Here is a 26190-nt window from a genome sequence, read left to right on the forward strand (position 1 = left end):
GAACCCCATGATGGACGCCTTCGAACTCCCCCCCACTTTGGTCCAGTCCCTTCAACGCCGCGCCGCGCAGACCCCGGACCAGGTTGCCCTGCGCTTCCTCGCCGAGTCCGCCGAGCACAGCGTCGTGCTCAGTTACCGCGACCTCGACAGGCGCGCACGTACCATCGCCGCCGCCTTGCAGGCCAATGCCGAACCGGGCGACCGCGCGGTGCTGTTGTTCCCCAGCGGCCCGGACTACGTCGCGGCGTTTTTTGCCTGCCTGTACGCCGGGGTGATCGCGGTGCCGGCCTACCCGCCGGAGTCGACCCGTCGCCATCATCAGGAGCGCCTGCTGTCGATCATCAGCGATGCCGAACCGCGCCTGCTGCTGACCATCGCCAGCCTCGGCGACGGCCTGGCTCAGATCGAAAATGCGCCGCCGGTGTTGAGCGTCGACACCCTGGAGGCAACGCTCGCCGACCGCTGGAGCGCCGTCGACCTGCAATCTGACGACATCGCCTTCCTGCAATACACCTCCGGCTCCACCGCATTGCCCAAGGGCGTGCAAGTCAGCCACGGCAACCTGGTCGCCAACGAGGTGCTGATCCGCCGTGGTTTTGGCATCGACCTCAACCCCGACGACGTGATCGTCAGCTGGCTGCCGCTGTACCACGACATGGGCCTGATCGGCGGCCTGCTGCAACCGATTTTCAGCGGCGTGCCGTGCGTGCTGATGTCGCCGGCGTACTTCCTGGGGCGGCCGTTGCGTTGGCTTGAAGCGATCAGCGAATACGGCGGCACCATCAGCGGCGGCCCGGATTTCGCTTATCGCCTGTGCAGCGAACGGGTCAGCGAGTCGGCCTTGGAACGCCTGGACTTGAGCAAGTGGCGCGTGGCCTATTCCGGCTCCGAGCCGATCCGCCTCGACACCCTGGAACGCTTCGCCGAGAAGTTCGCGGTGTGCGGTTTCAGCGCGGACAATTTCTTCGCCTCCTACGGCCTGGCCGAAGCGACCTTGTTTGTCGCCGGCGGCAGCCGTGGCCGTGGCATCCCCGCGCTGCACCTCGACGAACAAGCGCTGGCTGCCAACCGCGCCGAGCCGGGGCAGGGCAGGGCGATCATGAGCTGCGGTACCAGCCAGCCGGAGCACGCGGTGCTGATCGCCGACCCGCACACCCTCGCCGAACTGCCGGACAACAGCGTCGGCGAACTCTGGGCCACCGGCCCGAGCATCGCCCACGGTTACTGGCGCAACCCCGAAGCCAGCGCCAAGACCTTCGTCCAACACAACGGCCGTACCTGGCTGCGCACCGGCGACCTGGGCTTTATCCGCTTTGGCGAGGTGTACATCACCGGGCGCCTCAAAGACCTGCTGATCGTGCGTGGCCACAACCTGTACCCCCAGGACATCGAACAAACCATCGAACGCGAGGTGGAAGTGGTGCGCAAGGGTCGGGTTGCGGCGTTCGCGGTGAATGACGCTGGCCTGGAAGGCATTGGTATCGCTGCCGAGATCAGCCGCAGTGTGCAGAAGATCCTGCCGCCCGCAGCGCTGATCAAGGCGATCCGCCAAGCCGTCGCCGAGGCCTATCAAGAAGCGCCAAGCGTGGTGGTGTTGCTCAACCCCGGCGCCTTGCCCAAGACCTCCAGCGGCAAGGTGCAACGTGCCGCGTGTGGCCTGCGCCATGCCGATGGCAGCCTCGACAGCTACGCGCAGTTCCCCGACGCGGGCGCCTCAGTCAGCACTGCGGCGCTGGAATCCGACCTGCAAAACCAGATCGCCGCGATCTGGTGCGAGCAGCTGCAACTGGCCAGCGTCGCCGCCGATGACCACTTCTTTCTGCTCGGCGGCAACTCCATCACCGCCACCCAAGTGGTTGCCCGGCTGCGTGAAACCCTCGGCCTGGAGCTGAACCTGCGCCTGCTGTTCGAAGCGCCGACACTCTCGACCTTTGCCGCCAGCGTTGCGCAATTGCAGCAGGACGGCGGCGTCGCCCAAGGCGCCATCCACGCTCTGTCACGCCAGGACGAGCTGCCGCAGTCCCTGGCGCAAAATCGCCTGTGGATCACTTGGCAACTCGACCCGCAGAGCAGCGCTTACACCATCCCTGGCGCCTTGCGTTTGCGTGGCGAACTGGATGAAGACGCCGTGCGCGCCAGTTTCGAACACCTGATCCAGCGCCACGAAGCCCTGCGCACGCGCTTCTACGAGCGCGACGGCCAAGCCTTCCAGCGTGTCGATAAAAACACGGCGTTCGACCTGCAAATCATCGACCTCAGTGACCTGCCCGCCGCCGACCGCGAAGCCCGTGCCCGGCAGCTGCGCGAGGACGAAGCGCGCACCCAGTTCGACCTGGAACAAGGCCCGCTGCTGTGGGTCACCCTGGTGCGTCTGGACGATGAAGATCACCAGTTGTTGGTGACGCTGCACCACATCATCGCGGACGGCTGGTCGCTGAACATCCTCATTGACGAATTCTCACGCCTGTACGCCGCGGCCGCCCAAGGCCAGACCCTGGAGCTGCCGCCCCTGGCGCTGCAATACGCCGACTACGGCAGCTGGCAGCGTCAATGGCTGGCCGAAGGGGAAGGCCAGCGTCAACTGGCGTACTGGAAAGCCCAGCTGGGCGATGAGCATCCGCCGCTCGGCCTGGCCACCGACCACCCGCGCTCGGCGCAACACCTGCACAGCGCTTCGCGCCACAGCGTGCGCCTGGATGCCCGCCTCAGTGCGGCGATCCGCCAGACTGCCCAAGCCCATGAGTCGACGCCGTTCATGCTGCTGCTCGCGGCGTTCCAGACGTTGCTCTACCGCTACAGCGGCCAGCGCGACATCCGTATCGGCGTGCCCAGTGCCAACCGCCCGCGCCAGGAAACCCAGGGCCTGATCGGGTTCTTCATCAACACGTTGGTGTTGCGCGCCGAACTGGACGGGCGCCTGCCGTTCAACCAGGTGTTGGCCGCAACCCGCCAGACGACGTTGGGCGCCCAGGCCCATCAGGACCTGCCCTTCGAACAGTTGCTCGAAGCCTTCCCCCAGGCCCGCGAACAAGGCCTGTTCCAGGTCATGTTCAACCACCAGCAACGCGACCTCAGCGCCTTGCGCCGCCTGCCGGGGATGCTTGCCGATGAGTTGCCGTGGCACAGCCGCGAAGCCAAGTTCGACCTGCAACTGCACAGCGAAGAAGACCGCAACGGGCGCCTGAGCCTGTCGTTCGACTACGCCGACGAGCTGTTCGATACCGCGACCATCCAGCGCCTGGCCGAGCACTTCACCCACCTGCTGCAGGCCATCTGCGAACAACCGCATCAAGCCATCGGCGATCTGCAACTGCTGCAAACCGAACTCCAGCCGTGGGGCGCCGCGCCGTGCGCACCTGCCCAACAGTGGCTGCCCGAATTGCTCAACGCGCAGACCTCGGACAACACCGCACTGGTGTGGCAGGGCGGCACCTTGACCTTTGCCCAACTGCACACCCAGGCTAACCGCCTGGCCCACTACCTGCGCGACAAAGGCGTCGGCCCGGACGTGTGCGTGGCCATCGCCGCCGAGCGTTCGCCGCAACTGCTGATCGGCCTGTTGGCGATCATCAAGGCCGGCGGCGCCTACGTGCCGCTGGACCCGGATTACCCCGCCGAGCGCCTGGCCTACATGCTCAACGACAGCGGGGTTGAACTGCTGCTGACCCAAACCTCGCTGCTGGAACAACTGCCCACGGCGGACGGCGTGAGTGTGATCGCCATGGACAGCCTGCACCTCGACAGCTGGCCGACCCAGCCGCCGGGCCTGCACCTGCACGGCGACAACCTCGCCTACGTGATCTACACCTCCGGCTCCACCGGCCAGCCCAAGGGCGTGGGCAACACCCATGCAGCCCTGGCCGAGCGCTTGCAGTGGATGCAGGCGACTTACCGACTGAACGCAACCGACGTGCTGATGCAAAAGGCGCCGATCAGTTTCGACGTGTCGGTGTGGGAATGCTTCTGGCCGCTGATCAGCGGCTGCCGCCTGGTGCTGGCCGGCCCCGGTGAGCATCGCGACCCGCACCGCATCGCGCAGTTGGTGCAGCAACACGGCGTGACCACGCTGCACTTTGTGCCGCCGTTGTTGCAGCTGTTTATCGACGAACCGCTGGCAGCCGAATGCACCAGCCTGCGTCGCCTGTTCTCCGGTGGCGAGGCGTTGCCCGCCGAGCTGCGCAACCGTGTGTTGGCGCAGTTGCCGGCGGTGCAATTGCACAACCGTTATGGCCCGACCGAAACCGCGATCAACGTGACCCACTGGCATTGCCACGCCGAAGACGGCGAGCGTTCGCCGATTGGTCGGCCGTTGGGCAATGTGATCTGCCGTGTGCTCGACGAGCACCTGAACCTGCTGCCGGTCGGCGTGCCGGGCGAGCTGTGCATCGGCGGCATCGGCCTGGCGCGCGGTTATCTCGGGCGTGCCGGTTTGACCGCCGAGCGGTTTATCGCCGACCCGCTGGGCGAGGCGGGCGCACGCTTGTATCGCACGGGTGACCGTGTGCGCTGGAGCGCCGACGGTGTGCTCGACTACCTCGGCCGCCTCGATCAGCAGGTCAAGCTGCGCGGCTTTCGCGTGGAACCGGAAGAAATCGAAGCGCGCCTGCTCGCCCTTGAGGGCATCGCCCAAGCCGTGGTGCTGGTGCGTGACGCGCAGTTGATCGGCTACTACACCGCCCACACCGCATTGGACGAAGAGGACGTGAAAAGCGCCTTGGCCGCCGAGTTGCCGGAGTACATGGTGCCTGCGCTGTTGATGCGCCTGGATGCCATGCCCCTGAGCCCCAGCGGCAAACTCGAGCGCCGTGCCTTGCCGGAACCGGTGTGGCAAACCCGCGAACACGTCGAACCTCAAACGCCGCTGCAACAGCAGATCGCCGCGATCTGGCGCGAGGTGCTCGGCTTGCCACGCATTGGCCTGCGCGATGATTTCTTCGCCCTCGGCGGGCACTCGTTGCTGGCCACGCAGATCATCTCGCGCACCCGCCAGGCTTGTGACGTCGAGTTGCCGCTGCGGACCTTGTTCGAAGCCAGCGAGCTGGGCGCGTTTGCCGAGCAGGTCGGCTTGATCCAGGCCTCGGGCCGGCGCAACCAACAGACCGCCATCGCCCAGGTCGACCGCAGCCAACCCGTGCCGTTGTCCTATTCCCAGCAGCGCATGTGGTTCCTCTGGCAGATGGAACCGGACAGCCCGGCCTACAACGTCGGCGGCATGGCGCGCTTGCGCGGTGTGCTGGATGTGGGGCGTTTCGAGGCGGCGTTGCAGGCCTTGATCATGCGTCACGAAACCCTACGCACCACCTTCCCGAGTGTGGACGGCGTGGCTTATCAAAAAGTCTCGGCGCAGACCGGCCTGCGCATGGGCTGGCAGGACTTCTCGGCGCTGGACGAGAGCGAACGCCAGCAACGTTTGCAGCAACTGGCGGATCACGAAGCCCACACCCCGTTCAACCTGGAAACCGGCCCGTTGCTGCGCGCCTGTGTGGTCAAGGCCGGCGAGCGTGAGCACTACCTGGTACTGACCCTGCACCACATCGTCACCGAAGGCTGGGCCATGGACATCTTTGCCCGTGAGCTCAGTGCGCTGTACGAGGCGTTCATCGACGAGCGTACCTCGCCGCTGGCGCCGTTGCCGGTGCAGTACCTCGACTACAGCGTGTGGCAGCGCCAGTGGCTGGAGTCCGGCGAACGCCAGCGCCAACTGGACTACTGGACCGCGCAACTGGGCAGCGAACACCCGCTGCTCGAACTGCCCGGCGACCGTCCACGTCCGCCGGTGCAAAGCCACCAGGGCGAGCTGTACCGCTTCGACTTGAGCGACGACTTGGCTGCCCGCGTCCGCACGTTCAATGCCGAACGCGGCCTGACCCTGTTCATGACCATGACCGCCACCCTCGCCGTGCTGCTCTACCGCTACAGCGGCCAGACCGACCTGCGCATCGGCGCCCCCGTGGCCAACCGCATCCGCCCGGAAAGCGAAGGGCTGATCGGCGCGTTCCTCAACACCCAGGTGCTGCGTTGCCAACTCAGCGGGCAGATGAATGTCGCCGAGCTGTTTGAGCAGGTGCGCCACACCGTGATCGAAGGCCAGTCCCACCAGGACCTGCCGTTCGACCACCTGGTGGAAGCCCTGCAACCGCCGCGCAGTGCGGCGTACAACCCGTTGTTCCAGGTGATGTGCAACGTGCAGCGCTGGGAATTCCAGCAGAGCCGCGAACTCGCCGGCATGACCGTCGAGTACCTGGCCAACGATGCACGGGCGACCAAGTTTGACCTCAATCTGGAAGTCACCGATCTTGACCATCGTCTGGGTTGCTGCCTGACCTACAGCACCGATTTGTTCGACGAGCCGCGCATTGCGCGCATGGCCGAACATTGGCGCAACCTGCTCGAAGCGTTGATCGCCGACCCGCAGCAGCGTCTGAGCGAACTGCCGTTGCTCAGCCGCGATGAGCAGCGCGCCTTGCAGCACAGCCTGGGCAGCGAACCGGGCGAACACCGTCTCGACCAGTGCATCCATCAGTTGTTCAGCCAGCAGGCGCTGGCCCGCGGTGATGCGCCGGCGCTGACCTTTGCCGGTGCGACCCTCAGCTACCGCGAACTCAACGAACGCGCCAACCGCCTGGCCTGGATGCTGCGCGAGCGTGGCGTCGGCCCGCAGGTGCGGGTCGGCCTGGCGTTGCCGCGATCCCTGGAAATGGTCGTCGGCCTGTTGGCGATCCTCAAGGCCGGCGGCGCCTACGTGCCGCTGGACCCGGAATACCCGCTGGACCGCTTGCACTACATGATCGAAGACAGCGACATCGGCCTGCTGCTCAGTGACACCGCGATGTTCGAAGCCCTCGGTGAACTGCCGGCAACGGTGGCCTGCTGGTGCCTGGAAGATGACCTGCCAGTGCTTGACAACTACCCGCTGGACGAGCTGCCGTTGCTCAGCCTGGCGCAGCATCAGGCGTACCTGATCTACACCTCCGGCTCCACCGGCAAACCCAAAGGCGTGGTGGTGGCCCACGGCGAAATCGCCATGCATTGCCAGGCGGTGATCGAACGTTTCGGCATGCGCGCGGATGACTGCGAGCTGCACTTCTATTCGATCAACTTCGACGCCGCCACCGAGCGCCTGTTGGTGCCGTTGCTCAGTGGTGCGCAGGTGGTGTTGCGGGCGCAAGGGCAGTGGGACGCGCAAGAAATCTGCGCGCTGATCCGCACCCATCGCATCAGTATCCTCGGCTTCACCCCAAGCTACGGCAGCCAGTTGGCGCAGTGGCTGGCGACCCAGCAGCAGACCTTGCCGGTGCGCATGTGCATCACCGGCGGCGAGGCGCTGACCGGCGAACACTTGCAGCGGATCCGCGCGGCGTTCCAGCCCGAGGTGTTCTTCAACGCCTACGGCCCGACTGAAACCGTGGTCATGCCGCTGGCCAGCCTCGCCCCCGAGCAATTGGAAGAGGGCGCCGCCAGCGTGCCGATCGGCAGCATTATCGGCGAGCGCGTGGCGTACATTCTCGACGCCGACCTGGCCCTGGTGCCGCAAGGCGCGACTGGCGAGCTGTACGTCGGCGGCGCAGGCTTGGCCCAGGGGTATCACCAGCGTGCGGGGATGACGGCGGAGCGTTTTATCGCCGATCCGTTTGCCGGCAATGGCGGGCGTCTGTACCGCACTGGCGATCTGGTGCGTCAGCGCGCCGACGGTTTGGTCGAGTACCTGGGACGTATCGACCATCAGGTGAAGATCCGTGGCTTTCGCATTGAACTGGGCGAGATCGAAACCCGCCTGCTGGAACACGACGCGGTGCGCGAAGCGGTGGTGCTGGCGCTGGACGCGCCAAGCGGCAAACAGCTGGTGGCGTATCTGGTCAGCGATGCCGACCACGCCCCATTGCGCGAAGCACTCAAGGCCCATCTGAAAGCACAACTGCCGGACTACATGGTGCCCGCGCACCTGATTGTGCTCGATAGCATGCCGCTGACCGGCAACGGCAAACTCGACCGCCGCGCCTTGCCGCAACCGGACCCGCAGGCCAATCGTCAAGAGTACGTGGCGCCGCGCAACGAACTGGAAAGCACCTTGGCGGCGATCTGGTGCGCAGTGTTGAACGTCCAGCAGGTCGGCCTCGACGATAACTTCTTTGAGCTGGGTGGCGACTCGATCCTGTCGATTCAGGTGGTCAGCCGTGCGCGCCAGGCCGGGATTCATTTCAGCCCGCGGGACCTGTTCCAGCACCAGACCGTGCAAACCCTCGCCGCCGTCGCCACCCGCTCCGAGCAGGTCACCGCGGAGCAGGGCGTGTTGGTCGGCAGCTCGGGCCTTACGCCGATCCAGCACTGGTTCTTCGATACCGAGATTGCCCAGCGCCAGCACTGGAACCAGGCGCTGCTGCTCCAGCCGCTGCAGTTGCTCGAACCACATCGCCTGGAGCAAGCGCTGCTGGCGGTGCTGGAGCACCACGATGCGCTGCGTCTGAGCTTCACCCAGCGCGATGCGCAGTGGCACGCCGAGCACTTGGCAGTGCCTAAAGGCGGTGTGCTGATGCAGGCGCAAGTGCGCGAGATGAGAGATTGCACCGCGCTGTTCACCGACACCCAGCGCAGCCTTGACCTGGAACACGGCCCGTTGCTGCGTGCCTTGCTGGTGGACGGCCCCGAGGGGCAACAACGCCTGCTGATCGCGATCCATCACCTGGTGGTGGACGGCGTGTCGTGGCGTGTCTTGCTCGAAGACCTGCAAAACGTCTATCGCCAGTTGAGCGACGGCCAGTCCGTCAGCCTGCCGGCCAAAACCAGCGCGTTGCGCGATTGGGCGGCACGTTTGCAGGCGTATGCCGGCAGCGAATCCCTGCGCGAAGAACTCGGTGTGTGGCAAGAACAGTTGGCCGGGCCCGCGGTGAGCTTGCCGGTGGACCGTCCACACGGCAGCCTGCGCCATCGCGATGCCGAGACCGTCAGCGTGCGCCTGGATGCCGAACGCACCCGCCAGTTGCTGCAACAGGCGCCAAGCGCCTACCGCACCCAGGTCAATGACTTGCTGCTGACCGCCCTGGCCCGCGTGCTGTGCCGCTGGAGCGGGCATGCTTCGGCGCTGATCCAATTGGAAGGCCACGGCCGCGAAACCCTGTTCGACGACATCGACCTGACCCGCAGCGTCGGCTGGTTCACCAGCGCCTACCCGCTGCGCCTGACCCCGCTGCACATCGAAGAAGCCGCCGGGCAGGGCGCCTCGATCAAGGCGATCAAGGAGCAACTGCGCGGCGTGCCGCACAAAGGCCTGGGTTATGGCGTGTTGCGCTATCTCGCGGACGACGTGACCCAGCAGACCCTGGCGGCACTGCCGAGCGCCGAGATCACCTTCAACTACCTCGGCCAGTTCGACCAGAGCTTTGGCAGCGATGCGCTGTTCCACCCGCTGGACGAATCCGCCGGCCTCGCCCACGACCCGGACGCGCCGCTGCCCAACGCACTGAGCGTCGACAGCCAGGTGTACGGTGGTGAACTGGTGTTGCGCTGGACCTTCAGCCGCGAACGCCACGCCCCGCAAACTATCCACGAACTGGCCGACGCCTACCTCGCCGAACTGCACAGCCTGATCGCCCACTGCCTCAAGGACGATGCCGGCGGCCTCACGCCGTCCGACTTCCCACTGGCACAGCTGACCCAGGTGCAACTGGATGCCTTGCCCGTACCGGCCAGCGTCATCGAAGACGTCTACCCGCTGACGCCGATGCAGGAGGGCCTGTTGCTGCATACCCTGCTGGAGCCGGGCACCGGCCTGTACTACATGCAGGATCGCTACCGCATCAATAGCGCCCTGGACCCCGAGCGTTTCGCCCAGGCCTGGCAGGCAGTGATTGCCCGTCACGAAGCCTTGCGTGCGTCGTTCTGTTGGAACGTCGGCGAAGACATGTTGCAAGTGATCCACAAGCCGGGCAGCACGCCGATTGAATACCTGGATTGGAGCAATGCTCCTCAAGAAGAGCAGGAACCGCGCCTGCAAGCCTTGCTCAAGGCCGAGCGCGAAGCCGGTTTCGATCTACTCAACCAGGCGCCGTTCCACCTGCGTTTGATCCGCGTCGGCGCCGAGCGCTACTGGTTCATGATGAGCAACCACCACATCCTCATCGATGCATGGTGCCGTTCATTGCTGATGAACGACTTCTTCGACATTTACATGGCCCTCGGCGAAGGCCGCGAGGCGCAACTGGCGGCGCCGCCGCGTTATCGCGACTACATCGCCTGGCTGCAACGCCAGAACCTGGATGAGGCGCGCCAGTGGTGGCAGCAGAACCTGCAAGGCTTTGAACGCACCACGCCGATCCCGAGCGACCGCCCCTTTATGCGTGACCACGCGGGCCACGGCGGCATGGTGGTGGGGGATTGCTACACTCGTCTGGATGCCCGCGATGGGGCGCAATTGCGTGAGCTGGCCCAGGCCCATCAACTGACCGTCAACACCTTTGCCCAGGCTGCATGGGCTTTGGTATTGCGGCGTTTGAGCGGTGAGCGCGACGTGTTGTTCGGCGTCACCGTGGCCGGTCGCCCGGTGGAAATGCCGCAGATGCAGCGCACCGTCGGCCTGTTCATCAACAGCATCGCGCTGCGGGTGAAACTGCCCGAGGATGGTCAGCCGTGCAGCGTGCGCCAATGGTTGAGCGGCCTGCTCGACAGCAATATGCAACTGCGCGAGTACGAATACCTGCCGCTGGTGACGATCCAGGAACACAGCGAACTGCCCAAGGGCCAGCCGCTGTTCGACAGCCTGTTCGTGTTTGAAAACGCGCCGGTGGAAGTCTCGGTGCTGGACCGTGCGCAAAGCCTGAATGCCACCTCGGACTCCGGCCGCACCCACACCAACTTCCCGCTGACGGCGGTGTGTTATCCGGGGGATGATCTGGGCTTGCACCTGTCCTATGACCAGCGTTACTTCGACGAAACCACCGTGCAAGGCATGCTCGGCGAGTTCAAGCGTCTGTTGCTGGCGCTGGTGCAGGGCTTCCATGGCGACATGGCCGACTTGCCGTTGATTGGCGAGCAGGAGCGTGAGTTTTTGCTGGAGGGCTGCAATCAGAGCGACCACGACTATCCGCTGCAAAGCAGCTACGTGGAGCTGTTCGAAGCCCAGGTGGCGGCGCATCCACAGCGTGTCGCCGCCAGTTGCCTGGACCAGCACTGGAGCTATGACGAGCTGAACCGGCGCAGCAACGGCCTGGGCCATGCGTTGATCGAAGCCGGTGTCGGCCTTGATCAACCAGTGGCGTTGCTCGGCGAGCGCAACTTGGACCTGCTGGGCATGATCATCGGCAGCTTCAAGGCTGGAGCCGGTTACCTGCCGTTGGACCCGGGCCTGCCGAGCCAGCGGTTGCGCAGCATTATCGAGCTGAGTCGTACGCCATTGCTGGTGTGCAGCGAGGCGTGCCGCGAGCAGGCCATCGAATTGCTCGAAGGCTTCGACTGCCAGTTGCTGGTGTGGCAAGAAGTGCCGGCTCGCGGTGCCAACCCTGGGGTCTACAGCGGCCCAGACAACCTCGCCTACGTGATCTACACCTCGGGTTCCACCGGGTTGCCCAAGGGCGTGATGGTCGAACAGCGCGGTATGCTCAACAACCAGTTGAGCAAGGTGCCGTACCTGAACCTGAGCGACGCGGATGTGATCGCCCAGACCGCCTCGCAAAGTTTCGATATTTCCGTCTGGCAGTTCCTCGCCGCGCCGCTGTTTGGCGCACGGGTGGACATCGTGCCGAACGCCCTGGCCCATGATCCACAAGGCTTGCTCGAGCATGTCCAGGTGCAAGGCATCACGGTGCTGGAGAGCGTGCCGTCATTGATCCAGGGCATGCTCGCCCAGGACCGCATCCACCTCGACGGCCTGCGTTGGATGCTGCCGACCGGCGAAGCGATGCCACCGGAACTGGCGCATCAGTGGTTGCAGCGTTACCCCGGGATTGGGCTGGTGAACGCCTACGGCCCGGCGGAGTGTTCGGATGACGTGGCGTTCTTCCGCGTCGACCTGGCCTCGACCCGTGGCACTTACCTGCCGATTGGCACACCGACCGACAATAACCGTTTGTACCTGCTGGACGGTGCGCTGGAGCTGGTGCCGCAAGGCGCGGTCGGCGAGTTGTGCGTGGCCGGTACGGGCGTCGGGCGTGGTTACGTCAGCGACCCGCTGCGCACCGCACCGGTGTTTGTGCCGAATCCGTTTGGTGCACCGGGCGAGCGCCTGTACCGCACCGGCGACTTGGCGCGTCGGCGCAGCGATGGCGTGCTGGAGTACGTCGGGCGTATCGACCATCAGGTGAAGATTCGCGGCTACCGCATCGAACTCGGTGAAATCGAAGCACGCCTGCATGAGCAACCGGAAGTGCGCGACGGGGCGGTTGGCGTGCAGGACGGCGTCAACGGCAAACACCTGGTTGGCTATCTGGTCGCTGCCAATGAAACCCTCAACCCGAGCGAACGCCTGGACCGCATCAAGCAACGCCTGCGCGCCGAACTGCCGGAATACATGGTGCCGCTGCACTGGCTGTGGCTTGAGCGTCTGCCGTTGAATGCCAACGGCAAACTCGACCGCAAGGCGTTGCCTTTGCTCGAAATCGGCCAGCTCCAGAGCCAGGATTACCTGGCGCCGCGCAACCCGCTGGAAACCACCCTGGCTGCGATCTGGGCCGAGGTGCTGAAAGTTGAACGGGTCGGCGTGCAGGACAACTTTTTCGAACTGGGCGGGCACTCGTTGCTGGCCACGCAGATTGCCTCGCGGGTGCAAAAGAGCTTGCAGCGTGATGTGCCGTTGCGGGCGATGTTCGAGTGCAGCACGGTGGCGGAGTTGGCCGAGTATATCGATGGGTTGGCGGCCAATGAGGTCAGCGCCGAGAAGGTGGATCGGTTGAGTGATTTGATGGCGCAGTTGGAAGGGATTTGAGCGGGCCGCTAGTCAGAACTGTCAGATCTGACAGTAGGCAAAGCTCCTGATCCAAGCGTTAGATCACCGAAGGCTCTGGCCGATATGGCCAGCTATGACAGTGATCTAATGCTTGACAGGAGTCTTATCGTGGCTAAAAAACCGATCTCTGAAAATACCTCATCTCTTCAACCGGCCAGCACTCCACCGCGCTCGCCGAAAGGGCCCAAGGCGCAATTCCCCGTTCCTGTTGTCAAGTTCGCAGCCAATAACAGCGTGCTGTACCCCATGGATGCGATTGACGGGACGCAGGCCAAGTTGACGTTGCCTGCGGATGCCACGGGCTGCACATTTTTCATCGCTATCAAGGATCAGGCTGAGCCTGCATTCGAGCCCGTTTCTGTGGATGACGGCGATGATGTCGTTCCGATTTCTGCGCAGTCAGTCAGTTTGATGATCGGACACACGATGCAGATGTGGTACACGGCTATGGTGGGGGGCAAGGAGGAGGCTTCCCAAGTGCTGGAGCTGGAAGTTCAGTTCTTGCGGGAGAACGATCTGGTTGTATCGAGGCCGGTGTATACGCACGCAAAGAATGAGTGGAACACATTGTGGCTGAGGATGCAGGGTTTCACTGGTAATGAAATCGTCGCAGTCGAGGCCTGGCCTTTTATCTATGCAGGGCAACGGTTGTTTATCGCCGTCGCCGGCAACCAGCACGTCGCGCCGTACCGCTTCATCTGGGTTGCGCTGGATTATGTGGTACAGCCCCATGAGGCTCATGCAGGTTATGTCTTCAGGTTTCCTCTTTCACGCCCATGGATGGCCAGACTGGATGACTACTCGGCGCTGACGGCCCACTTAGGTGTTATCTGGGATACAAGCCAGCCTGTATTCCCTGAGCCAGGCGACCCTCTTTTTGAAACTCCACTGCCTATCAACGCCCAGGATTTCCACTTGCGTACCACCACGCTGCTGCAGGTGGACCCGTACCAGGAACTGAACCCTCCAAATCTGCGAGAGTCGGTCGAGCTGCGTCCCGGGCATTGGGAGGTCAACCCAACCAACACAGTCAACGGCGGACATGCGATTGTCAATTATGAGGGTATGACTGAAGGCGATCTTGTTTGCGCTCAGGCTGAAGGGGGCGACTATGGACCTATATCGCTTGGTTGTCAGCACGTAAGCGCGGGCGAAAGCAGCTTGTCATTTGAGGTTCCTCCCGAGGTCTTTGCTGCGCTATTCAATAAGACGCTGAAACTGGGCTACACCCTTCAATTCAATGATTACGCACCACAACCTTCGCCGCTGCGCTATATCGACGTGTTGGCGCCACAGCTTCCACACCCGGGCATTGAGCAAGCAACCGCGAGTACGGTGGATCTGAGCACATTCATGGGTGACGGCACAGGTATCGTTCCTCTCTTTGACTACGCCGCCGTGGGTCAATGCTGCTGGATGTGGGTAACCGGTGAGCTTGAGAATGGCAACATCCATGAGTTCGACGTATTGGTGGGTAAGCCCCTTACCGCAGATTGGGTGCAGAGGGGGGTGGATGCCCCCATCTCACGCAGTGAGTTGAAAAAACTGGCGGATTGCAGCGAATTCCAACTGCATTTCGCAGTGGGTTTTGATGGCAAATGCAATCGGGCGACCGCCATTGAGTTTCCTTCGCAGACGTTCACTATCGAGCAAGAGCCGCTGGTGTTGCTTGAGCCCAGCGTTACAGAGGCGGTGGGCTCCAACTTGACTGCTTACAATGGGCGCAATGGCGTACACGTTGAAGTGAATTACGTCGGCATGAACCCCAAGCACACCATCAGCGTCTGCTGGAAAAAGGCTGACGGTACGTGTTGGTCTCTGGCTTCCCAATCCGGCAGCGCTTCGGGGCCGGTCATCTTCCTTCTGCCGTCGGAAGCCGTGATCGAGAGTATGGGGAAAGTGGTGCAGATCACTTACACGGTCACCACTGCATGCAAGGTGCAGACCTCACTGCCTTTGAACTTGAACGTCAGTTTGCCTGTGCGCCTGGAAACGCCAAACGTGCTGGAGGCGACGCCACCCAGGACTCAGAACGCCGTTCTGGACCTGAGGACATTTACCGAGAATGCCAATTCTCTCGAAGATCCGATGTGGTTTCTGCGGGCAGGGCAGAAGTGCTGGTTACGAGCGGAGGGTACGGACAAAAACGGCAATGCCTACTCGTTTAATGTGTACTCGGCCAGAGCCATTACGTCGCCAGAGCTGACTGCAGGGGTGGCGGCTCCTGTACTGCGATCCGAGTTGGCTAAGCTAAAGGACACAACCAACTTGTCCCTCACATTCAGCGTCGCAACGTACGGTAGTTCAGATGAGAATGTGGTATGTCCAAAACGGATGTTGAGCGTGGTTACGCCAGCTTTAATTCTCTATGAGAACTTCGATGTTCGTGATGTACCCAACCCTCAAATTATCACTGCTGGCGGCAGTCTTGAAACTCCACGTATGACCGTCAGGCACATAAGTGGTCCCGGTCAGTCCGGTGTTATGTTTGAGCCATCCTCACCGTCGGGCCCTGGGCTCATGATAGGTTACCTCCACACGGGCCCTCAGAATATTGAGTTGGATTTAAAATTCTCGTGTCGACGCGTGACCTTTTCACTGATATGGCTTGATGGTTTATTTACGATTGAGTTTTTAGACAGCAGTCATTTCTCAATAGGGAGAATGGTGCTACGCGGCCAGGAAACGGGTGGACCACTTAATCATTGGGTCGATTTCTCCGCACCCTTGAACACTAGCATCTCAACAATTACTTTAAAAACGAGTACCAATGACTGGGTGATGGTTGATACGTTTACTTTCTATCTGACGTAAGACTGGGGCTCGATAAAGGTGCCCATGCATTTGAATGGTCACCTTTATTACAGAAAATCACTGCGGGCCAAGAATCTTCACCAACTTCTCCGGCGACGGCGCCCCCTGCTGTTGCTGCAACCCACCTTTGTCATCCAGATAGAAAATCGCCGGCGTCGCCGACAATTCCAGCTCATCCATCAGCTTCATATTCCCATCCAGCTTGGCTTCAATATCCGCCGGGATCTTCGCCAGTGCCTGCAACTTGCTGCCCTTGCCGGCGGCTTCGTGCTCTTGCAACGCCTTTTGCGGGTCTTTGGCGGCAAACAATGCGGCGGATTTGGCCGCGCTGTCTTCGCGGATGATGCCGACCATGATGTGGCGCAACTGCACCTTGCCGGCCTTCACCCATGGCCGCGCCTGTTCCCAGAACATGTTGCAGTAGGGGCAGTTGGGGTCGCTGAACAGGTAGACGATGCGTGGCGCCTTGACGTCGCCGTCCTGGATCCAGCTGCTTTTTTCCATCTTGGCCCAGACTTCCTTGGCCATTGGTGCGTACACCAGCTTCTCCAGCGGTGCGCTGCTCAGGTCGTTGCCTTGGGCGTCATACAGGTTGCCGGCGAGCACGCTTTTGCCGTCGGCGGTCAGGTACAGGGCCATGCCGCGGTTCTGGTATTGCGCGGCGTAGCCGGTGAGGCCGCTGGGGGCGTCGAATTTGCCGATGATCTTGGCACCCTTGGCCTCGATCTGTTTGATCGGCGCGGGCCAGTCTTCGGCGTGGGCCAGGGTAGCCGCCAGCGTCAGTGGCAGCAGGGTCAGCAGGTGGCGGAGGCTTGGCATGTGGGTTTCCTTGTTGGGGCAGTGTCGAAGGCTTCGAGCGAACGGGCCAGGCTGGCCTGGGACAGTTCGCCCAGGTGGCTGTGGATCAGGCGCCCGTCGGCCTGATAGAACAATGTGGTCGGCAGGGCCATGGAACCCACGGCCTGGCCAAGGCGGCCACTGGCGTCGAACAGCATATTGTCGAGGGTCAGGCCCTGGGTGGCGAGGAAGGTGCTGACGCTTTGCATGCTTTCGGCCTGGTTGACGAACAAAAAGGTCACGTCGGGGCGTTGGCGCTGTGCGCGTTCGAGCACCGGCATTTCCCGGCGGCACGGTGGGCACCAGGTGGCCCACAGGTTGATCACCAATGGGCCGCCTTTGTAGTCGGCCAGTTGCACGGCTTCACCGTTGGCATTGCGCAAGGCGATGTCCGGCAGTTGCACGCCTTTGTCGTACAGGCTCAGGGACAGGCTGGCCAGCCCCCAGAACACCAGGCCGGTAACCACCCCGGCGGCGAGTGGCTTGCGCAGGGGCGGGCGGCGCCAGCCATAGGCCAGGGCGCCGAGGACCAGGGCGATCACGCCGGGCCAGGCGAGGAAGCCGCCGTCGCGCACGTCGACCATTTGCAGCCAGTCGTTGCTGTAGTCGTTCCAGTACATCAACACAAAGCTGACCCGCGCCGCGAGCATCCCTAGCAGGAACAGGCTGAACAGCACCGATTCCGGGTTCTCGCCGCCCCGCTTGGCCACGCGCCAGCCCACCAGGGTGGCGAAGATCAGCGCGCTGATCAGCAGCAGGTGATTCAGGGCGATGGCAAAGGTGCCAATGGTCAGGGTCAGCATCAGCGCGCGTCCCGGGTTTGCGTCCAGCGTTGCAGGAAGCCGGCGGCATCCACTTCGCCGGTGATGCGTTGGGCGCGGCGCTCTTCACCGTCCGGGCCGATCCATACGAAGCTCGGCGGGCCGGGGACTTTGTAGCGGCCGAGCAGTTCGCGGCTGGCGGCGTTGTCGGCGGTGACGTCCAGGCGCAGCAGGCGCACGTCTTTCAGCGCGTCGAGGACTTCGGGTTTGCCGAACACCTGTTTTTCCATGATCTTGCACGACACGCACCAGTCGGCGTAGTAGTCCACCAGCACCCATTGGCCCTGGGCCTTGGCGCTGTCGAGTTGGGTTTGCAGCACGTCGGGGTCGTTTATGGTCATGAAGGTGTCGTGGGCTGTCGGCGCGGCAGCCGTCTGTGAACCGCCGTAGACCTTCAACGGTTGCCAGAGGTCGTCGCCGCCACCGGCCGCGCCCACCACCAGCACCGCCCCCCACAGGCCCAACACCAGGGAGCCGGAGCCGAACACCTTGGCGGTCAGGCCGTATTCGTGGGCCAGGGTCCAGCCGCAATAGGCCATGATCAACGCCAGTGCGCCCCACAGGCCGATCCACAGGCTTTCATCGACCACCGGGCGGATCATCAGCACGGCGGTGCCGAGGAACAGGAAGCCGAAGATACCCTTGAGCACGCTCATCCAACTGCCCGGCTTGGGCAGGAAGCGATTGCCCACGGTCACCAGCAGCAACAACGGGATGCCGATGCCAATGCCCATGGCGAACAGGATCAGGCCGCCATGCAGCGCGTTGCCGCTCTGGGCGATATACAGCAGGGCGCCGGCCAGCGGGGCGGTCATGCACGGGCCGACGAGCAGGCCGGACAGCGCGCCGAGCACCCCGGCGCCGACCAGGCTGCCACCGCTTTGCTGGCGGCTGGCGGTGTCCAGGCGGTCACGCAGGAAGGCGGGCAGTTGCAGTTCAAAGAAGCCGAACATCGGCAGGGCGAGGAACACGAACAACGCGGCGAAACTGCCGAGAATCCAAGGGGTTTGCAGCAATGCGGCAAGGTTGCCGCCGGCCAGCGCCGCCAACACGCCCAGCGCCGCGTACACCAGCGCCATGCACACCACGTAGCTGCTGGCCAAGGCAAAGCCGCGACGCGGGCTGGCGCCACTGCCGACTACCAGCCCGGCGAGGATCGGCAGCATCGGCAACGAACACGGGGCGAACGCCAGCAACAGGCCCAGGCCAAAGAACACCAGCAGGCTCCAACCCAGGCTGCGTTGTTGCAGGCCACTGGCCAGGCTTTGGTCGCTGGCTTCGGCGGTGGCGGCCACAGCCGGGTTGCCACCCAGGTCCACCGTCATTGACTGCGGCGGATAACACAGGCCCGCATCGGCGCAACCCTGCCAGCCCAGCTTGACCTTGCCGGTGACACCGGCGGGGATCTTCACTTCCAGCCCCTGGCGATACACTTGCTGCTCGCCGAAGAACTCATCGCTATGGGCTTCACCCTGGGGCAGCACGGGTTTCTCGGCCAGGCCGTCGAATTTCATGCGCTGCTGGTACAGGTAGTAACCGTCGGCAATCTGCCAATACAGCTGGGTTTCGCCGCTTTCCAGGCGCTCGGAGGTAAAGGCGAAGGCCTTGCCCACCGGGAGGAAGTCGGGTTTTGTCTCAAACGGATTGCCCGGCGCGGCCTGGGCGAACCCCGCGAACAACATCAGCAGAAAGATAAACAGATGCCGCATGGTCAAGCCTTAGTTCGATGCAAGTGAGGCACACAATGTGTGGCGTTGATTAACCGATGATTAACCGGCGCTATTCTAGAGTGTAGGGAGTGTCTGAGCGCGCCTCTTTTCACGGCATAATCTGCGCTTAATCCGTGGCACCTTTAATCTCCCCCATCTTTTATGAAGGGTTCAGCATGCACGTACTGGTCTGCGAAGACGATGAACTGATCGCCAGCGGCATCGTGGCCGGCCTCACCGCCCAGGGCTTCACGGTCGAGCGCGTGGGCACGGCGGCGGCTGCGCGGGCGATGCTCAAGGCGGCGACCTTCGACATCATGGTGCTCGACCTTGGCCTGCCCGATGAAGATGGCCTCAAGTTGTTGCAGCAGCAGCGCAGCCAGGGCCTGGAGATTCCGGTGCTGATCCTCACGGCACGGGATTCTGTGACCAATCGCGTCGACGGCCTGCAAGCCGGTGCTGACGACTACTTGCTCAAGCCCTTCGACCTGCGCGAATTGGCCGCACGCCTGCAAACCCTGTTGCGCCGGGTGGCGGGGCGCAGCGTCAACCTGATCGAACACGGACGCCTGGCCTATGACCCGAGCAGCCGCGAAACCTTCCTCGGCGGTCAGCCGGTGGACCTGTCCCGCCGCGAACAGGCGCTGTTGCAGGCGCTGCTGCACAACAAGGGCCGCGTGCTGTCCAGCGAGCAACTCAAGGACAGCGTCTACGGTTTCAACGACGAGCTGGAAAGCAACGCGTTGAACGTGCACATCCACCACCTGCGGCGCAAATTGGGCAACGGCATCGTCGAGACCGTGCGCGGCCTTGGCTACCGCCTGGGCCCGGCGGATGACGGAGAGAACGCGCCGTGAAAAGCCTGCGCCTGCGCCTGACGTTCAAGCTTGGCGCCGCCTTTGTGCTGATCTGGGCCCTGGCAGCGGCGTGGATGCTCAACGACTTGCGCAACCAGATGATGTTTTCCCTCGACCAGCGCCTGGTGGCATCGGCGCGCATGGTCGCCGGGCTGACCGAGCAGATGCCGGGCCTGGCCAGCATGAGCGGCGGTGCGCATTTCAGCGCGCAGCAACTGAATGTGCCGGGGGGCATGGCCTGTCAGGTCAGCTCCTTGCGCGGCGAAGTCCTGGCGCGCAGCCACGCAACGCCGGACGAAGGCCTGGAGTCGCGCAAGAGCGGTTTTCGCGACCAGGTGATCGATGGCGTGAATTGGCGCAGTTTTACCCTGTCCCGGGGCGATTTGTTGATCACCACCGCCGACCGCCAGGTGGAGCGCGAGGCGCTGAACCTGTCGATCCTGCTCGCTGCATCGGTGCCGGTGGGCGTGGCGATGCTCGGTTGCCTGTGCCTGTTGTGGCTGGGCATCGGCCAGAGCCTGCTGCCGCTCAACCGCATGCGTGACGCGCTGATGCGGCGCAGCGCCGACTCCCTCGAACCGTTGCAGATCCACCCGTTGCCCAGCGAACTCAAGCCGCTGCTCGACACCCAGAACCAACTGTTGCAGCGCATCGCCAAGACCATCGAGCGCGAACGTCGGCTCACCGGCGACGCTGCCCATGAGCTGCGCAGCCCGCTGACGGCGATCAAGACCCACCTGCAAGTGGCGCGCATGACCGACGGCGCGGCCCGCGACCAGTCCCTGGCCCACGCCGAAGAGGGCGCCGACCGTCTGCATCGCACCCTGGAACAATTGCTGCTGCTGGCACGGGTCGAAGGCAGTTTGTCGTTTGACGATGGTTTGCAGTCCAGCGCCGAGGAAGTGGCGCGGTTGGCGATCCAGGACGCCAACGCCGGCGATAACGGGCGTATCGACCTGATCCTGGCGGACAACCTGCGCACCACTCCGGTGGAAATGCCCGTGGGCCTGGCCGTTGCGGCCCTGCGCAACCTGCTGGACAACGCCTTGCGCCATACCCCGGCGCACACCCGGGTGGAACTGCGCGTGTTCACCGACGCCGACCATGTGGTATTTCGCGTACGTGACCATGGCCAGCAGATCTCCAGCGAAGACCTGCAATACCTGACCCAACGCTTCTGGCGCAACGGCAGCAGCGAAGGTTGCGGCCTGGGCCTGGCGATCGTGCAAGCGATTGTGCAGCGCTGCTCGTGCTCGTTGAAATTCGACAGCCAGGCCGATGGCCTGCGCGTCGACCTGGGTATGCCGCTGCGGCACTGATCTTTTTCTTTCAAGCGCCACATAGTTACCGCCCGCCTGAAGGTGAACCCTTCAGGATGGCGTTGGTTTTTTGCGCTTGAACGGGCCGAACGACTCGGCCTGGATTGAAAAGGACAGCTCTTATGTTGGTGATCGATACCAGTTTCCCAGCCAAGGATTTCAACGAACGCAATGGCGAACCTGTGCGCCAGTTGATCCTGCATTACACCGCCGCCCCCTTCGGCGCATCCCTGCGCACCCTCACGCAGGATGGCGTCAGCGCCCACTACCTGGTGCCGGACCCGGATGAGCCGAGCTACCGCGCCGCCGGGTATGACGAATTGCGTGCGTTCCGCCTGGTCGATGAAGGCAAGCGCGCCTGGCATGCCGGGGTCAGCCACTGGGGCGGGCAGGACAACCTCAACAGCCGCGCGATCGGCATCGAACTGGTCAACCTGGCACGGGATGACGCCGGGGTGTTTACCTTCCCGACCTACCCTGAGGAGCAGGTCGAAGTGCTGATTGCACTGGCACGGGACATCCTGGCGCGCCACCCGCAGATCGGCCCGAGCGACGTCCTTGGGCACTCCGATGTGGCCTATTGGCGCAAGAGCGACCCCGGGCCGCGTCTGCCGTGGCAGCGTTTGCACGAGGTGGGCGTAGGCGCCTGGTTCGATGACGCCACCCGTGCGATGTATCAGCGCCGGTTTTGCCTTGGTTTGCCGCCGGAGGTTGAGGTCGAGCGGGCGTTTCAGCGTTATGGGTACAAGCCTGCGCAGAATCGGCGAGCGTTTGAACAGCGCACGCGAGCGTTCCAGATGCACTTTCGGCCGCGGGATTATTGCGGTTTTCTCGACGCGCAGACCTGCGCGATCCTGTATGCCCTGAATGAAAAGTACCGAGGCCTGTGACCTTATGCCTGGTCGAGAGGTAGGAGGTGCATCCATCAGTTAGCGACCGTGCGGCCTAAATCCTTTCCTCGCTGGTGCGTTTCCAGAACAGGAATCAGATGAGGGATCGAGCAATGTCCGTCGCTATCAGCCATATCGAAGACACCCATCTTCACGAAACGCTGTACCAGTTTGACGAAAACCCGCTGTTGGCCCGCCAGCGCCAGCAGGAGTCCAACGCCCGCAGCTACCCACGGCGCATCCCTCTGGCGCTCAAACGCGCCAAGGGAATCTACGTGGAAGACGTGGAAGGTCGCAGTTTTATCGACTGCCTGGCGGGTGCCGGCACCCTGGCGCTGGGGCATAACCACCCGGTGGTGATCGCCGCCATTCAGCAAGTGCTCAGCGATGAGTTGCCGCTGCATACACTCGACCTGACCACGCCGGTCAAGGATCAGTTTGTGCAGGACCTGTTCGGCCTGTTGCCGCCAGAACTGGCGCGGCAGGCGAAGATCCAGTTCTGCGGCCCGACCGGCACCGATGCGGTGGAAGCCGCATTGAAACTGGTGCGTACCGCCACCGGGCGCAGCACGGTGTTGTCGTTCCAGGGCGGCTATCACGGCATGAGCCAGGGCGCACTGAGCCTGATGGGTAGCCTGGGGCCGAAAAAACCCTTGGGCGCGTTGCTCAGCAGTGGCGTGCAATTTCTGCCGTTTCCTTACGACTACCGCTGCCCGTTCGGCCTCGGCGGTGCCGAAGGCGTGCGGGTCAACCTGCATTATCTGGAAAACCTGTTGAATGACCCGGAAGCAGGCGTAACGCTACCGGCCGCGGTGATCGTCGAAGTGGTGCAGGGCGAGGGCGGTGTGATCCCGGCCGACCTCGACTGGTTGCGCGGCCTGCGCCGCATCACCGAACAGGCGGGCGTGGCGTTGATCGTCGATGAAATCCAGAGCGGATTCGGTCGTACCGGCAAGATGTTTGCCTTCGAGCACGCCGGCATCCTTCCGGACGTGGTGGTGATGTCCAAGGCTATCGGCGGCAGCCTGCCGCTGGCCGTGGTGGTGTATCGCGACTGGCTCGACACCTGGCTGCCGGGCGCCCATGCCGGCACGTTCCGTGGCAACCAGATGGCGATGGCGGCCGGCTCGGCGGTGATGCGCTACCTCAAGGAACATGACCTGGCCGGTCATGCAGCGGCCATGGGCGAGCGCCTGGGTGAACACCTGCGCATCCTGCAGCGCGATTTCCCGCACCTGGGCGACATTCGTGGGCGTGGGTTGATGCTTGGCGTGGAGTTGGTCGACCCGGATGGCACCCCGGATATTCAGGGGCATCCGCCGGTGCATCGCCAACTGGCGCCGCTGGTGCAGCGCGAATGCCTCAAGCGCGGGCTGATCCTGGAACTGGGCGGCCGCCATGGCAGCGTGGTGCGCTTCCTGCCGCCGCTGGTGATCACCGCGGCTGAAGTCGACCGCGTCGCCGAACGCTTCGGCCGCGCCGTCGCGGCAGCGGTCGCCAGCCTCTAATTTTTTGGCGGCTTGGTACGTTTCTACAGATATGAGCGCTGCGCACGGTGCGCAGCCGGCCTTTGAGCGATGGAGAACAGTAATGACCTCAGTATTTGACCGCGACGACATCCTGTTTCAGGTAGTGGTCAACCATGAAGAGCAGTATTCCATCTGGCCCGACTACAAGGCTGTGCCGGAAGGCTGGCGCACCGTGGGCAAGAGTGGCTTGAAGAAAGAATGCCTGGCCTATATCGAAGAAACCTGGACCGATATGCGTCCACTGAGCCTGCGCCAGAAAATGGACGGCACCGCCCTCGCCTGATCTGTTGTGAGCGGGCAAGCCCGCTCACTACTGGGGTGGCGTGGTGGTGACTACTTGCACGCTCAGGCGCGGTGTGGCCAGGTCCAGCCCTGCCTCATCCAGATGCCGCTTCAACGACAGGTTGAACGCCCGCGACACTTCCCATTGCTTGATCGGCGCCGTCTTGAAGCGTGCGCGCAGGATCGCGCTGCCCGACTCGAAACTCTCCACCCCTTGAATCTCCAGCGGCGACCAGATGTTGCGACGCTGCAACGGGTCATTGCGTATTTTCTGGCCGACATCGCGTATCAGCTTGATCGCGTCGTCGATTTCCATGTTGTACGGAATCGCTACCCGGAAGATCGCGTAGCCGAACTCCCGTGAGTAGTTCTTGATGCTCTTGATCTCGCTGAACGGGATGGTGTGCACGATGCCGTCGATGTCGCGCAGGCGCACGGTGCGGATGGTCAGGCCTTCGACGGTGCCGAGGTGGCCGCCGACGTCCACGTAGTCATCGATGGCCAGGGAGTCCTCGATGATGATGAACAAGCCGGTGATCAAGTCCGCCACCAGCGACTGTGCGCCAAAACCGATCGCCAGGCCGATCACACCGGCACCGGCCAGCAGCGGCGTGACGTTCATCCCCATGTTCGCCAGGGCGACGATGGCGGCGATGATAAAGATGGTCACGAACAGTACGTTGCGGATCAGCGGCATCATGGTTTGTGCGCGCGCATTGGCCAGGCCTTTGCGCGAGCGGGTGAGGGCGTGGTGGATCGCGGTGTCGCTGAGGATCCAGATCAGCCAGGCAAACAGCAAGGTCCCGGCCAGGCCGAACAGCTTGACGCTGACTTCATGGCCGTCGCCCTCGGTAAAGCGAATCAGCGACAGGCCCCACACCCGCAGGCCCAATTCGATAAAGGCCAGCCACACTACCAGGTGGGCCAGGGTGTAGAAAAAGCTCTTCAGCCGCTCGGAATACAACGCATGACGCTTGTGCCCACGGTGCGGCTTGAGTGCATGGCGGCGCACCAGGCCGTTGATCACCATGCACAACACCAGCAAAACCGTGCACAACAGGGATTGGCGCAGGGCGGTACTGGTGTCGCCGGCCGAAACAAAAGTGGCGAACAGCGAGATACCCACCAGCAGCAAGGCCGGGATGTACCAGAACGAACCGATGATTTCGATGGTGTCGCTCAGGGCGCGGCGTGTAAGGCGGCGCGACAGCGGCTGGTTGCGGATCAGGTGGGCAATCGGCCGGCGGAAACGCAGGATGAACACACCTGTGGACAGCGCCGCCATTACATTGGCCACAGTCGCGGCGGTATGGGACAAGTGCTGACCCAGGGCCTGGACCAGGCGCGGGTCGCTCAAGGCTTCACCAAACGCGGCAAAGCTGCCGATCCACCACAACGGGCGGAACGCCTGGTGGCGCAGGATATACAGCGCGCGATGGCGATGGGGGCCGTCGAGCACCGAGAAGGCAATCACGCAGATCGCCGAAAAGCAGGTGCCGACCACCAGCGCGTACGCCAACACCATCGCCAGGGATTTGCCCAGGGACGACGGCAGCGCGTAGCTCAGGTACACCGTGATCACCAGGGCGATCATCCACGGCCCGAGTTTGCGCAGGGCGAAGCGCACCATGTCCCAGGTGCGCGGGTGTTGCGGCAGTTCTTCGGGCAGGCCGAAACGTTCGCGCACGCGGTGGCTCAGCCAGATCAGCGCGTAGGCCAGCAGGCTCCACAGCGCGAGGATCAGGGCAAAGCCGAAAATGATCGGCAGCCATTCGTTGGCCGGCAGGATCAGGGCACTGAGCTCATCCTTGGCCTGGTCGATCTCATTCGACCAACGCCCCAGCGGGCTGTCGTCCCCGGAAAACTGCGCTTCGAGGCTGGCCAGGGTGCCGCCGATCAGACCCAGCACGCCCTCTTCGGCGGCCGGCTGGGCTTTTTGCGTGGCGGCACGCAGTTTTTTCAGGTCGCTCAGCAGCTGGGTACGCTGCTGATCGTTTTCCAGGGTCTTGATCACCTCGTCCAACGACTGCCCCAACGGCACTTCGGCCTGGGGTTGGGTCTTGTTGCCGCTGCCGAGCAGGCCGGGCAAACCCACGGCGTGGGCGGGCGCGAGCGGCAGCAGGGTGAGCAGGGCGATCAGCAGATAGCAGGGTAGGGCAAACAGGCGGGAGAGCACGAGGCGGTCAACCTTGAAAGCG

General features: G+C 63.4%; 11 protein-coding genes. 7 read left to right on the forward strand and 4 right to left on the reverse strand.

All coding sequences use genetic code 11. The annotated features are described in order from the left end of the window. Positions 1-7 precede the first annotated feature (7 nt). Together LIY36_RS05355 and LIY36_RS05360 are read left to right on the forward strand one after the other, a co-directional pair. The gene (locus LIY36_RS05355) at positions 8-12913 is read left to right on the forward strand and encodes a non-ribosomal peptide synthetase (protein WP_226455022.1); all 12906 of its coding nucleotides are present in this window, start codon (positions 8-10) and stop codon (positions 12911-12913) included. A 129-nt stretch (positions 12914-13042) separates the two neighbouring features. Next, positions 13043-15748 (forward strand): hypothetical protein, encoded by a 2706-nt coding sequence (locus tag LIY36_RS05360; RefSeq protein ID WP_226455023.1) that lies wholly within the window; start codon positions 13043-13045, stop codon positions 15746-15748. A 57-nt stretch (positions 15749-15805) separates the two neighbouring features. Here LIY36_RS05360 and dsbG read toward each other — a convergent pair whose 3' ends face one another. The 3 genes from dsbG to dsbD are packed head-to-tail and all read right to left on the reverse strand — an operon-like array spanning position 15806 to position 19115. Then, positions 15806-16567, reverse strand: coding sequence for a thiol:disulfide interchange protein DsbG (gene dsbG / locus LIY36_RS05365; RefSeq protein ID WP_226455024.1), 762 nt, complete (start codon positions 16565-16567; stop codon positions 15806-15808). Next, the gene (locus tag LIY36_RS05370; protein ID WP_226455025.1) at positions 16543-17388 is read right to left on the reverse strand and encodes a TlpA disulfide reductase family protein; all 846 of its coding nucleotides are present in this window, start codon (positions 17386-17388) and stop codon (positions 16543-16545) included. The genes dsbG and LIY36_RS05370 overlap by 25 nt, the downstream gene beginning before the upstream one ends. Then, positions 17388-19115 carry a protein-disulfide reductase DsbD gene (gene dsbD, locus LIY36_RS05375; RefSeq protein WP_226455026.1) on the reverse strand — a complete coding sequence of 576 codons (1728 nt, stop codon included), beginning with the start codon at positions 19113-19115 and terminating at the stop codon, positions 17388-17390. The genes LIY36_RS05370 and dsbD overlap by 1 nt, the downstream gene beginning before the upstream one ends. A gap of 176 nt (positions 19116-19291) precedes the next feature. Between dsbD and LIY36_RS05380 the strand changes: the two genes are divergently transcribed. From LIY36_RS05380 to LIY36_RS05400, 5 genes are all read left to right on the forward strand, one after another. Next, positions 19292-19972 (forward strand): response regulator, encoded by a 681-nt coding sequence (locus tag LIY36_RS05380; RefSeq protein WP_226455027.1) that lies wholly within the window; start codon positions 19292-19294, stop codon positions 19970-19972. Beyond that, positions 19969-21291: an ATP-binding protein gene (locus LIY36_RS05385; protein ID WP_192296956.1), complete on the forward strand. Its 1323-nt coding sequence runs from the start codon at positions 19969-19971 to the stop codon at positions 21289-21291. The genes LIY36_RS05380 and LIY36_RS05385 overlap by 4 nt, the downstream gene beginning before the upstream one ends. A 122-nt stretch (positions 21292-21413) precedes the next feature. Further along, on the forward strand, positions 21414-22181 hold the full coding sequence (locus tag LIY36_RS05390; RefSeq protein WP_226455028.1) for an N-acetylmuramoyl-L-alanine amidase: 768 nt from the start codon (positions 21414-21416) through the stop codon (positions 22179-22181). A 113-nt stretch (positions 22182-22294) separates the two neighbouring features. Next, positions 22295-23689, forward strand: coding sequence for an aspartate aminotransferase family protein (locus LIY36_RS05395; protein ID WP_226455029.1), 1395 nt, complete (start codon positions 22295-22297; stop codon positions 23687-23689). Positions 23690-23771: 82 nt separating this feature from the next. Next, complete coding sequence (locus LIY36_RS05400) at positions 23772-23993, forward strand: MbtH family protein (RefSeq protein WP_192296953.1); 222 nt, start codon at positions 23772-23774, stop codon at positions 23991-23993. Positions 23994-24020: 27 nt separating this feature from the next. Here LIY36_RS05400 and LIY36_RS05405 read toward each other — a convergent pair whose 3' ends face one another. Further along, a complete protein-coding gene (locus LIY36_RS05405; RefSeq protein ID WP_192296952.1) occupies positions 24021-26168 on the reverse strand; it encodes a mechanosensitive ion channel family protein in 2148 nt (715 codons plus the stop codon). Between the last annotated feature and the right edge of the window lie 22 nt (positions 26169-26190).

Source organism: Pseudomonas sp. AF03-9, assembly GCF_020515815.1.
In the GTDB taxonomy this organism is placed as follows: domain Bacteria; phylum Pseudomonadota; class Gammaproteobacteria; order Pseudomonadales; family Pseudomonadaceae; genus Aquipseudomonas.